The 11658-nt window shown below is 60.4% G+C and carries 11 protein-coding genes and 1 other RNA gene; 11 read left to right on the forward strand and 1 reads right to left on the reverse strand.

Features of this window, described 5'->3' with window-relative positions; genetic code table 11:
* On the reverse strand, positions 1-700 hold a 700-nt coding region (locus AC1DLB_RS08110), incomplete at its 3' end, for a penicillin-binding protein activator (protein WP_477784846.1).
* Positions 701-877: 177 nt separating this feature from the next.
* On the opposite strand from AC1DLB_RS08110, the gene rsmI reads away from it, so the two are divergent.
* From rsmI to AC1DLB_RS08165, 11 genes are all read left to right on the forward strand, one after another.
* Positions 878-1783: a 16S rRNA (cytidine(1402)-2'-O)-methyltransferase gene (gene rsmI, locus AC1DLB_RS08115; protein ID WP_018930125.1), complete on the forward strand. Its 906-nt coding sequence runs from the start codon at positions 878-880 to the stop codon at positions 1781-1783.
* Positions 1784-1859: 76 nt separating this feature from the next.
* Positions 1860-2213: RNase P RNA component class A (gene rnpB / locus AC1DLB_RS08120), an RNA gene on the forward strand.
* 354 nt (positions 2214-2567) lie between these two features.
* Positions 2568-3023: a division/cell wall cluster transcriptional repressor MraZ gene (gene mraZ, locus AC1DLB_RS08125; protein ID WP_003205355.1), complete on the forward strand. Its 456-nt coding sequence runs from the start codon at positions 2568-2570 to the stop codon at positions 3021-3023.
* Entirely contained in the window at positions 3020-3967 is a 948-nt protein-coding gene (gene rsmH, locus AC1DLB_RS08130; RefSeq protein ID WP_018930127.1) for a 16S rRNA (cytosine(1402)-N(4))-methyltransferase RsmH, read from the forward strand. Before mraZ ends, rsmH begins: the two co-directional genes overlap by 4 nt.
* A complete protein-coding gene (gene ftsL / locus AC1DLB_RS08135; RefSeq protein ID WP_003205353.1) occupies positions 3964-4257 on the forward strand; it encodes a cell division protein FtsL in 294 nt (97 codons plus the stop codon). Before rsmH ends, ftsL begins: the two co-directional genes overlap by 4 nt.
* On the forward strand, positions 4257-5996 hold the full coding sequence (locus AC1DLB_RS08140; protein ID WP_018930129.1) for a peptidoglycan D,D-transpeptidase FtsI family protein: 1740 nt from the start codon (positions 4257-4259) through the stop codon (positions 5994-5996). The genes ftsL and AC1DLB_RS08140 overlap by 1 nt, the downstream gene beginning before the upstream one ends.
* Positions 5996-7459, forward strand: a complete 1464-nt coding sequence (locus AC1DLB_RS08145; protein ID WP_018930130.1) for a UDP-N-acetylmuramoyl-L-alanyl-D-glutamate--2,6-diaminopimelate ligase — start codon at positions 5996-5998, stop codon at positions 7457-7459. The genes AC1DLB_RS08140 and AC1DLB_RS08145 overlap by 1 nt, the downstream gene beginning before the upstream one ends.
* Positions 7452-8819: a UDP-N-acetylmuramoyl-tripeptide--D-alanyl-D-alanine ligase gene (locus AC1DLB_RS08150; RefSeq protein ID WP_477744622.1), complete on the forward strand. Its 1368-nt coding sequence runs from the start codon at positions 7452-7454 to the stop codon at positions 8817-8819. The genes AC1DLB_RS08145 and AC1DLB_RS08150 overlap by 8 nt, the downstream gene beginning before the upstream one ends.
* Positions 8819-9901: a phospho-N-acetylmuramoyl-pentapeptide-transferase gene (gene mraY, locus AC1DLB_RS08155; RefSeq protein WP_477784847.1), complete on the forward strand. Its 1083-nt coding sequence runs from the start codon at positions 8819-8821 to the stop codon at positions 9899-9901. Before AC1DLB_RS08150 ends, mraY begins: the two co-directional genes overlap by 1 nt.
* Before the next feature lie 5 nt (positions 9902-9906).
* Positions 9907-11253, forward strand: coding sequence for a UDP-N-acetylmuramoyl-L-alanine--D-glutamate ligase (murD, locus tag AC1DLB_RS08160; RefSeq protein ID WP_064616203.1), 1347 nt, complete (start codon positions 9907-9909; stop codon positions 11251-11253).
* A partial coding sequence (locus AC1DLB_RS08165) for an FtsW/RodA/SpoVE family cell cycle protein (protein WP_477784848.1) occupies positions 11250-11658 on the forward strand: 409 nt, incomplete at its 3' end. The genes murD and AC1DLB_RS08165, both read left to right, overlap by 4 nt.

Here is an 11658-nt window from a genome sequence, read left to right on the forward strand (position 1 = left end):
GCTGGATGGCGGCCGGGTGCTTTGGATTGTTCGCGCGCCAGTTGTCGATCGCGGCTTGCTGCTGTTCCAGGGTGCCGGCTGTTTTCACTGCCCGGGCCAGGCTCAACCAGCCGCCGAGGTCGTCGTCGGTGGTCGGCTGCAATTGATCGGTCGGCAGTGAGGCGATCAGGGTCCAGATCGCTTCGTGGTTTTTGCTCGCAGCTTGATCGCTCAGCATGGGGGCGATGAAAATGCGCTCCCGTGCGGCGGCCAGGGTCTGGCCGTCGGCCTCAAGGGCGCGGGCATGGACGGTGCCGGTGCGAACCTGTTGTTCGGCTGGCAGTTCGCTCAGGCGTTGCAGGCTCGGATGGCTCAGGGCTGTCAGCGCCGCTTTGGGCTGATTGCGCACCATGGCCAATTCAGCTGCCAGGGTGCTGGCGAAGACCTGTTGGCCAGGCTTGAGTTGTTCCATCGGTACTTGTTGCAGAATTTGCGCGGATTGGCCGGCATTGCCCTGACGATAAGCCAGGTCTGCCGCGCTCAAGCGCAGCAAGGCTGCCTTGTCCGGCGTTTTACTTTGAGTGGCCTGTTCGAGCAGTTGCTCGACACTGGCATCCGGGGTCCGTGGAAGTTCGCCAAGGCTGGAGGAGGGCGAGCTGGCGCAAGCCGCCAGCAAGGCAGCGAGGCAGAGGGCAGAGAACAGCCGCAGGCAAGCGATCATGTAAGTGTTCCTGATACTCGATCAAATAAGCGTGGAATTGTACCCAAGCGCTGGCCGGGGCGCGATGTTACTGGCGTGAATCGATCAATTTAGCTCATGCAAATGTTGCGACACTGCACAAAAGGCTGGAAAACCGAGGGTTGCTTGCAGGTATCGCGAATGTCGCTACGCGCTACAATGGCGGCTTTTACCGATCATGAGGTGTGCGCTTTGACTGCTCCAGGTGCTTTGAATTCCGCTGCTGGCTCGCTTTATGTGGTGGCGACGCCCATCGGCAACCTGGACGACATCAGTGCGCGTGCGCTGAAGATCCTGCGCGAGGTTTCGTTGATTGCTGCCGAAGACACTCGCCATTCCCAGCGATTGATGCAGCACTTCGGTATCCCCACGCCGCTGGCGGCCTGCCATGAACACAACGAGAGGGATGAAGGCAGTCGCTTTATCACTCGCTTGCTCGCTGGCGACGATGTGGCATTGATCTCCGATGCCGGGACACCGCTGATTTCCGATCCGGGTTATCACCTGGTGCGTCAGGCCCGTGCCGCAGGGATCAATGTGGTGCCGGTTCCGGGGGCCTGTGCATTGATTGCGGCGCTCTCGGCGGCGGGGTTGCCATCGGACCGTTTCATCTTCGAAGGGTTTCTACCGGCCAAGGCTGTCGGCCGACGCGCTCGCCTGGAACTGATAAAAGAAGAGCCGCGCACGCTGATTTTTTATGAGGCTCCACACCGCATCCTTGAATGCCTGCAAGACATGGAGCTGGTATTCGGCGCCGATCGTCCTGCATTGCTGGCGCGCGAGTTGACCAAGACCTTCGAAACCCTTAAAGGCTTGCCGCTGGCCGAGCTGCGCGAGTTCGTCGAATCGGACAGCAACCAGCAGCGCGGCGAGTGCGTAGTGCTGGTCGCTGGCTGGTCTGCTCCCGAGACTGAGGACGCTGTCAGCAGCGAAGCCATGCGTATTCTCAATCTGCTGCTTGAAGAAATGCCGCTCAAGCGTGCGGCGGCATTGGCGGCGCAAATTACTGGCGAGCGCAAGAATGTGCTCTATCAGGTTGCGCTGGATAAGCAGAAGGGCGAGTAAAAAAGCGACGCGCAGCGCCGGCCAGAGGCTTTTAGAGCTTGTTCTTCGACCGCTCTGCCGTTAATCTTCGCGGCGGAGAGTCGATCGGACAGTCGCTGCCCTCTATGAAAATTAGGGGGGGGAGGAAAGTCCGGGCTCCATAGGGCGAAGTGCCAGGTAATGCCTGGGAGGCGTGAGCCTACGGAAAGTGCCACAGAAAATAACCGCCTAAGCGCTTCGGCGCCGGTAAGGGTGAAAAGGTGCGGTAAGAGCGCACCGCACGTCTGGCAACAGTTCGTGGCTAGGTAAACCCCACTTGGAGCAAGACCAAATAGGGTCCCAAGGCGTGGCCCGCGCTGGGACCGGGTAGGTTGCTAAAGATGTCCAGTGATGGCCATCGTAGACGAATGACTGTTCAAGACAGAACCCGGCTTACAGATCGACTCTCCACCTTTTTTTCTCTCTGCTTCAATCATTGGCAGCGATATGCGTAATGGCAGTTTCCCTCCCTGCTGAATCAATAGCAGAAGCGCTTTTGTAATACCGAAAAAATCTTACTCTTAACAAACTACTTTAACTTCTGAACGCAGCCTTCTGTGCTGATTCAAGTTATTGAACGAATTCATCCGCCAGATTCTCGTTTCCCCTCCTTTTACACTCCTAAATCTCCGTTCTGTAAGGCTTTTCCTTCTATCCGCGCCTTGACGGTGTGGTGGGCGCATTCCTATAGTGTGCGCAAGTGGCGGAAAGTGGCATGAAGTGGGTTTTTTGAGCGCAAAACGCTAATATTTGGAGAAACGCTGACGTGTTTCGCGGAGCTAACGCTATCAGTCTCGATGCAAAGGGCCGTCTCGCCATGCCGAGCCGGTACCGTGACGAGCTCGTTTCGCGTAGTTCCGGTCAATTAATCGTCACCATCGATGCCGTTGATCCGTGTTTGTGTGTTTATCCCCTCGATGAGTGGGAAATTATCGAAACCAAACTGCGTGCACTGCCTTCGCTTCGCGAAGAAAACCGCCGCCTGCAACGTTTACTGATTGGTAATGCCGTCGACCTCGAGCTCGATGGCAGTGGTCGTTTTCTGGTCCCGCCGCGTCTTCGCGAATATGCCAAGTTGGATAAGCGCGCAATGTTGGTAGGCCAACTGAACAAGTTCCAATTGTGGGACGAGGATGCCTGGAATGCGGTTTCTGCCGCTGACCTGGCTGCTATTCAACAACCGGGCGCCATGCCTGATGAACTGCGTGATTTGATCCTGTGACTATTGATAGCGGCTTTAACCACATCACCGTACTGCTTGACGAAGCCGTCGAGGCTCTCGCCGTACGTCCTGATGGCTGCTATCTGGACGGCACGTTCGGACGCGGCGGACATAGCCGGTTGATTCTCAGCAAGCTCGGGCCCGATGGTCGGTTGCTCGGGTTCGACAAAGATCCTCAAGCGATTGCCACCGGGCAAACGCTAGCGGCCGAAGACGGCCGCTTTGTCGTTGTACAGCGCAGCTTTGCCGAGCTCGGTTCGGAAGTCGCCGAACGCGGTCTGGCCGGCAAGGTCAGCGGTGTTCTGCTTGACTTGGGCGTGTCTTCGCCTCAGCTCGACGACCCTGAGCGCGGCTTCAGTTTTCTCAACGACGGCCCGTTGGACATGCGAATGGACCCGTCCCGCGGGATCAGCGCCGCCGAGTTCGTCAATACCGCGCCGGTGGAGGAAATCGCCCGGGTGTTCAAGGAATACGGCGAAGAACGTTTCTCCGGCCGCATGGCGCGTGCCGTGGCCGAACGTCGCGACATCAAGCCGTTCGAGCGCACTGCCGATCTGGCAGAAGTGCTGAAAGTCGCCAACCCTGCATGGGAAAAGGGCAAGAACCCGGCCACCCGTGCATTCCAGGGGCTGCGTATTCACGTCAACAACGAGCTCGGCGATCTGGAAGCCGGTCTCGAAGCCGCTCTGGAGTGCCTGGAAGTCGGCGGTCGCCTGGTGGTGATCAGCTTCCACTCGCTGGAAGACCGCATCGTCAAACTGTTCATGCGTAAACTGGTGAAAGGCGAAGCCGACAACCTGCCGCGCAACTTGCCGGTCCGTCACGTCGCCTTCGAACCGAAAATCAAAGTCCATGGCAAAGCGCAGTCCGCCTCCGAGGCCGAACTCAAAGCCAACCCACGTTCCCGTAGCGCCATCATGCGTGTCGCGGAGAAACTGCGGTGAGCAAGCTTTTCGCCAAACCACTTCCCGGCGGAAGCTTTTTCATGCTGCTGCTGTTTATCGGTGTGCTCGTGTCGGCCATCGGCGTGTCCTATAGCGCCCACTGGAACCGTCAGCTGTTGAATTCGCTGTACAACGAATTGAGCGTGCGCGACAAGGCGCAGGCGGAGTGGGGCCGGTTGATTCTCGAACAAAGCACCTGGACCGCCCACAGCCGTATCGAAGTGTTGGCGACCGAACAACTGAAGATGCGCATTCCTGGCGCTGCTGAAGTGCAGATGGTGGCGCCATGATGAAACTCGAAGGTGCACTCTTCCCGTGGCGATTCCGTCTGGTGCTGGGCTTGCTCGGCATCATGGTGGTGGCGATTTCCTGGCGCATCATTGATCTGCAAGTGGTCGACCGTGACTTCCTTAAAGGTCAGGGCGACGCGCGCAGTGTTCGTCATATTCCAATCCCGGCTCACCGTGGTCTGATCACCGACCGTAACGGCGAGCCGTTGGCCGTGAGTACCCCGGTCACCACCCTGTGGGCCAACGCCAAGGAAATGCAGCTGGCCAAAGAGAAATGGCCGGCACTGGCGGCTGCCTTGGGGCAGGATCCCAAAGCCCTGGCCGAACGTCTCGAAGCCCAGGCCAACAAAGAATTCATCTACCTGGTGCGCGGGCTGACCCCTGAGCAGGGCCAGGCTGTGCTCGATCTGAAAGTGCCGGGCGTTTATGGCATCGAAGAATTCCGGCGTTTCTACCCGGCCGGTGAAGTCACCGCCCACATGGTCGGCTTTACCGACATCGACGATCACGGACGCGAAGGCGTCGAGCTGGCCTACGACGAATGGCTGGCCGGGGTGCCCGGCAAGCGACAGGTCATCAAGGACCGGCGCGGCCGGCTGATCAAAGATGTCCAGGTCACCAAAAACGCCAAGGCCGGCAAGCCCTTGGCGTTGTCCATTGACCTGCGCCTGCAATACCTGGCCAACCGCGAACTGCGCAACGCGATCATCGAGAACGGCGCCAAGGCCGGTAGCCTGGTGATCATGGACGTGAAGACCGGCGAGATTCTCGCCATGGTCAACCAGCCGACCTACAACCCGAACAACCGTCGCAACCTGCAACCGGCGATGATGCGCAACCGCGCGATGATCGACGTGTTCGAGCCGGGTTCGACCATGAAAGCGATCTCCATGAGCGCCGCGATCGAAACCGGGCGCTGGAAACCGAGCGACACCGTCGAGGTGTACCCGGGCAGTTTGCAGATTGGTAAATACACCATCAAGGACGTATCCAAGACCGAAGGTCCGGTGCTCGACCTGACCGGTATCCTGATCAATTCCAGTAACGTCGGCATGAGTAAGGTCGCGTTCGATATCGGCGGCGAAACGATTTTCCGTCTGGCACAGAAAGTTGGCCTCGGCCAGGACACTGGCTTGGGTTTCCCGGGTGAGCGCGTCGGCAACCTGCCGAACTACCGCGAATGGCGCAAGGCTGAAACCGCCACGCTGTCCTACGGCTACGGTATTTCCGTGACCGCGATCCAGTTGGTCCACGCCTTCTCGGCCCTGGCTAACAATGGTCGCCTCGCGCCGTTGACCCTGATCAAAACCGACAAGGCGCCGCAAACCACTCAGGTGCTGCCGGAAGCCGTCGCGAAAACCATGCAAGGCATGCTGCAACAAGTGATCGAAGCCCCGCGCGGCGTATTCCGTGCGCAGGTGCCGGCGTATCACGTGGGCGGCAAGTCGGGTACTGCGCGTAAGACGTCGGTCGGAACCAAAGGCTACGCCGAGAACTCCTACCGCTCGCTGTTCGCCGGTTTCGGCCCGATGAGCGACCCGCGTTACGCGATCGTGGTGGTGATCGACGAACCGACCAAGGCCGGTTACTTCGGTGGTCTGGTATCGGCGCCGGTGTTCAGCAAAGTGATGTCCGGGACCTTGCGCCTGATGAACATCACCCCGGACAACCTGCCAGCCACTCAACAAGCGAACGCCGCACCGGTCGTTCCGCTGAAAGCTAATGGAGGGCGCGGCTGATGTCGCTGAGCCTGAACAAGATTTTCGCCCACGCCGGCCATGATCTATTGATCCGCGAATTGGCGCTGGACAGCCGTAACGTACGGGCAGGTGATTTGTTCCTTGCGGTCCCTGGTGGCAAGTTCGACGGTCGTGCGCACATCGCCGACGCCTTGCAGCGCGGTGCTGCCGCCGTGGCTTATGAAGTCGAAGGCGCGACCGTGCTGCCGATTACCGACGTGCCGCTGATTCCGGTCAAAGGCCTGGCGGCGCAGCTGTCGGATATCGCCGGGCGCTTTTACGGCGACCCGAGCCGTCACATGAACCTGATCGGCGTGACCGGCACCAACGGTAAAACCAGCGTGACCCAGTTGGTCGCGCAAGCCTTGGATTTGCTCGGTCAACACTGCGGTATCGTTGGCACTTTGGGCTCCGGTTTCCATGGCGCGCTGGAAAGCGGCTTGCACACCACGCCGAACCCGATTGCGCTGCAAGCAACCCTCGCCGACCTGAAAAAGGCCGGTGCCAAAGCCGTGGCCATGGAAGTCTCTTCCCATGGGCTGGATCAGGGCCGCGTAACCGCGCTGGCCTTCGATGTGGCGGTGATGACCAACCTGTCGCGCGATCATCTGGATTACCACGGCACCATGCAGGCCTATGGCGAAACCAAGGCCAAGTTGTTTGCCTGGAATGATCTGAAGTGCCGGGTGGTCAACCTCGACGACGATTTTGGCCGGCAACTGGCGGCTGATGAGGGTGAGTCGCGGTTGATCACTTACAGCCTGGAAGACTCCCGCGCTTACCTGTATTGCCGCGAAGCCCAGTTCAGTGACGAAGGCGTGCGCGCCACGCTGGTTACGCCGCAGGGCGAACACCATTTGCGCAGCACCTTGCTCGGCCGTTTCAACCTGAGCAACGTGTTGGCCGCGGTCGGTGCCTTGCTCGGTCTGGACTATGCGCTGGACGAAATCCTCAACGTGCTGCCGAAACTCGAAGGCCCGGCCGGTCGCATGCAGCGTCTGGGCGGCGGCACTCAGCCGTTGGTGGTGGTCGATTACGCCCACACACCGGATGCGCTGGAAAAAGTCTTGATGGCCCTGCGTCCTCACGCCAAAGGCCGGTTGCTGTGCCTGTTCGGTTGCGGCGGTGATCGCGATCGCGGCAAGCGTCCGCTGATGGCTGAAGTGGTCGAGCGTCTGGCCGATGGTGTGCTGGTCACCGACGACAACCCGCGCACCGAAGACCCCGCCGCTATTTTCGACGACATCCGCGCCGGTTTCACCGCTGTGGATAAAGTCACCTTCGTCGCCGGTCGTGGCCAGGCGATTGCCCAGTTGATCGCCAGCGCTTCGGCGGATGACGTGATTGTCCTGGCCGGTAAAGGTCATGAGGACTATCAGGAAATCAACGGTGAGCGTCTCGCTTTCTCCGATCTGGTCGAGGCCGATCATGCCCTGACCGCGTGGGAGGTGGCCCATGCTTAAAGCCTTGAAACTGAGCGAACTGACCGGCGCACTGAATGCCCGTCTGATCTCCGTCGATGCCAGCTTCGATGGTGTCAGCATCGACAGCCGCGCGATCAAGCCCGGCCAGCTGTTTATTGCTCTGGCCGGTCCACGTTTCGATGGCCATGACTACCTGAATGACGTCGCCGCCAAAGGCGCCGTGGGTGCACTGGTCGAGCGCGAAGTGGCCGACAGCTCGCTGCCGCAACTGCTGGTCAAGGACACCCGCCAGGCCCTCGGCCAGTTGGGCGCGATCAACCGTGCCGCGTTCACTCAGCCGGTCGCGGCCGTTACCGGCTCCAGCGGCAAGACCACGGTCAAGGAAATGCTGGCAAGCATCCTGCGCACGCGCGGTCCGGTGCTGGCGACCCGTGGCAACCTGAACAATGACCTCGGCGCTCCGCTGACCCTGCTCGAACTGGCGCCGGAACACACCGCCGCCGTGATCGAACTCGGCGCTTCGCGCATTGGCGAGATTGCCTACACCGTCGCCATGACCAAACCCCACGTGGCCATCATCAACAACGCCGGGACTGCCCACGTTGGTGAGTTCGGCGGGCCGGAAAAAATCGTCGAAGCCAAGGGCGAGATTCTCGAAGGGCTGGATGCCGATGGCATCGCCGTGCTGAATCTCGACGACAAGGCCTTCGACATCTGGAAGACCCGTGCCGCCGGTCGAAAAGTGCTGACTTTTGCCCTGAGCAACGTCAACGCCGATTTCCATGCCAGAGACCTGGATCGCGATGCCCGCGGTTGCCCGGCGTTCAACCTGCACAGCCCTGAAGGTGTGGAGCGGGTTCAGCTGAATCTGCTCGGCACCCATAACGTCGCCAATGCCATGGCCGCTGCCGCTGCCGCGCATGCTTTGGGTGTGTCGCTGTTCGGCATCGCCACCGGCCTTGGCGCGGTGCAACCGGTCAAGGGCCGCACCGTCGCGCAACTGGCGCCTAACGGTATGCGCGTAATCGATGACACATACAACGCGAACCCCACCTCTATGTGCGCCGCCGTTGATATACTCGCCGGCTTTTCCGGTCGCACCGTTTTGGTGCTCGGGGATATCGGCGAGTTGGGCGCGTGGGCAGAGCAGGGGCACCGCGATGTGGGCGATTACGCCCGCGGCAAGGTTTCCGCGCTTTACGCCGTCGGGCCAATGATGGCTCACGCCGTGAACGCTTTCGGCGAGCAGGCCTTTCACTTCAGCACACAGGCTGAACTGATCAAGGCCCTGGAAGCCGAGCAGGACACAAACACTACCTTTTTGATCAAGGGCTCGCGCAGCGCTGCGATGGAAAACATCGTTGCCGCTTTGTGCGGGACCAGTCTGGAGAAACATTAATGCTGCTGCTGCTAGCGGAGTATCTGCAACAGTTCTACAAAGGCTTCGCGGTCTTTCAGTACCTGACCCTGCGCGGGATTCTCGGTGTACTGACCGCGCTGGTCTTGTCGCTGTGCTATGGCCCGTGGATGATCCGCACTCTGCAGAACCGTCAGATCGGTCAATCCGTTCGCAACGACGGCCCGCAATCGCACCTGTCGAAGTCGGGCACCCCGACCATGGGCGGCGCGCTGATTCTTTCCTCCATCGGCGTCAGCACCTTGCTTTGGGCTGACCTGACCAACCGTTACGTTTGGGTCGTGTTGTTGGTGACCCTGCTGTTCGGCGCCATCGGCTGGGTTGACGACTATCGCAAAGTCATCGAGAAAAACTCCCGCGGCCTTCCGAGCCGCTGGAAGTATTTCTGGCAGTCGGTGTTCGGCCTGGGCGCGGCGATCTTCCTTTATATGACTGCCGCGACGCCGGYGGAAACCACCCTGATCCTGCCGATGCTCAAGGACTACAGCATTCCGCTGGGCGCGGGTTTCATCGTCCTGACCTATTTCGTGATTGTCGGCTCGAGCAACGCGGTCAACCTGACCGACGGCCTCGACGGTCTGGCGATCATGCCCACCGTGATGGTCGGCGGCGGCCTGGGGATCTTCTGCTACCTGTCGGGTAACGTGAAGTTCGCCGAATACCTGCTGATTCCTTACGTACCGGGCGCGGGTGAGCTGATTGTGTTCTGCGGCGCCTTGATCGGTGCTGGCCTGGGCTTCCTCTGGTTCAACACCTATCCGGCACAAGTCTTCATGGGCGACGTTGGCGCGCTGGCGCTGGGTGCGGCCCTGGGCACCATCGCAGTGATCGTCCGTCAGGAAATCGTCCTGTTCATCATGGGCGGTGTGTTCGTGATGGAGACCCTGTCAGTCGTCATTCAGGTTGCCTCCTTTAAGCTGACCGGTCGCCGTGTGTTCCGCATGGCACCGATTCACCACCACTTTGAACTCAAGGGCTGGCCCGAGCCGCGCGTGATCGTCCGTTTCTGGATCATCACCGTGATTCTCGTGTTGATCGGCCTTGCCACCCTGAAGCTGAGGTAGAACGAGTGTCTCTGATCGCTTCTGACCACTTCCGCATCGTTGTCGGCCTCGGCAAGAGCGGCATGTCCCTGGTTCGCTTCCTGGCGAACCGGGGCGTGTCGTTTGCTGTCGCCGATACGCGGGAAAATCCACCGGAACTGGCCACGCTCAAGCGTGACTATCCGCACGTGGAAGTGCGTTGTGGCGAGCTGGACGTCGAATTCCTGTGCCGTGCCGACGAGCTCTACGTGAGCCCCGGCCTGGCGCTGGCGACCCCGGCCCTGCAGGCTGCCGCCGCCCGTGGCGTGAAAATGTCCGGAGACATCGAGCTGTTCGCGCGTAACGCGAAAGCGCCGATTGTCGCCATTACCGGTTCCAACGCCAAAAGTACCGTCACCACCCTGGTCGGCGAGATGGCGGCTGCGGCCGGCAAGCGTGTTGCCGTTGGTGGCAACCTCGGCACGCCGGCGCTGGATTTGCTCAGCGACGACATCGAGCTGTACGTGATGGAACTGTCGAGCTTCCAGCTCGAAACCACCGATCAGCTCAACGCCGAAGTGGCGACCGTGCTCAACATCAGTGAAGACCACATGGACCGCTACAGCGGTCTGCCGGCCTATCACTTGGCCAAGCACCGGATCTTCCGGGGCGCCAGGCAGTTTGTGGTCAACCGTCAGGACGCCCTGAGCCGTCCGCTGATGGGTGAAGGTCARCCGTGCTGGACCTTCGGTTTGAACAAACCCGACTTCAAGGCCTTCGGCATTCGAGAGGAGAGCGGCGAGAAATACCTGGCCTTCGAATTCCAGAACCTGATGCCGGTACGCGAGCTGAAAGTTCGTGGTGCGCATAACCAGTCCAACGCCCTCGCGGCATTGGCGCTCGGTCACGCCGTCGGCCTGCCGTTCGACGCCATGCTTTCAGCCCTGCGCAATTTCGCCGGGCTCGAGCACCGCTGCCAGTGGGTCCGCGACCTTGATGGCGTGAGCTACTACAACGATTCCAAAGCCACCAACGTCGGCGCCGCATTGGCGGCCATCGAAGGCCTGGGGGCGGACATCGACGGCAAGCTTGTGCTGATCGCCGGTGGCGATGGCAAGGGCGCCGAATTCAAGGATTTGCGTGATCCGGTGGCGGCCAACTGCCGCGCCGTCATTTTGATGGGCCGTGATTCCGACAAGATCGGTGAGGCCATCGGCGATGCCGTGCCACTGATTCGCGTCGGCTCGCTGATCGAAGCGGTCGAGCAATGCCGCGCCATCGCCGAAAAGGGCGACGCGGTGCTGCTGTCGCCGGCCTGCGCCAGCTTCGACATGTTCAAGAACTATGAAGACCGTGGTCACCAGTTCGTCCGCGCCGTGGAGGATCTGGCATGAGCTTGAGAAACATCATCAAGCCGTATCCATCGCCGCTGATCACCGGGCGCGGTATCGACCTCGATTTCCCGATGCTCGCCGGTTGCCTGGCACTGCTCGGCCTGGGGCTGATTATGATTGCCTCGGCATCGACCGAGGTGGGGGCGGTGCAGTCGGGCAGCGCCCTGTACTACATGATTCGCCACCTTGTTTACGTTGTGCTGGGCCTGGGTGCCTGCGTCGTCACCATGATGATTCCGATTGCCACCTGGCAACGCTTGGGCTGGCTGATGCTGATTGGTGCATTCGGCTTGCTGGTGATGGTGATCATCCCGGGGATCGGCCGGGAAGTGAACGGTTCGATGCGCTGGATCGGCTTCAGTTTCTTCAACGTTCAGCCTTCCGAGATCGCCAAGGTGTTCGTGG

The sequence above is a fragment of the Pseudomonas sp. 05N434 genome (assembly GCF_056396965.1).

What these genes read in the sequence shown, in the direction of transcription:
- rsmI (WP_018930125.1), top strand. Translation starts at nt 878, where the DNA reads ATGGCGGCTTTTACCGATCATGAGGTGTGCGCTTTGACTGCTCCAGGT.
- AC1DLB_RS08140 (WP_018930129.1), top strand. Translation starts at nt 4,257, where the DNA reads ATGAAACTCGAAGGTGCACTCTTCCCGTGGCGATTCCGTCTGGTGCTG.
- AC1DLB_RS08145 (WP_018930130.1), top strand. Translation starts at nt 5,996, where the DNA reads ATGTCGCTGAGCCTGAACAAGATTTTCGCCCACGCCGGCCATGATCTA.
- AC1DLB_RS08150 (WP_477744622.1), top strand. Translation starts at nt 7,452, where the DNA reads ATGCTTAAAGCCTTGAAACTGAGCGAACTGACCGGCGCACTGAATGCC.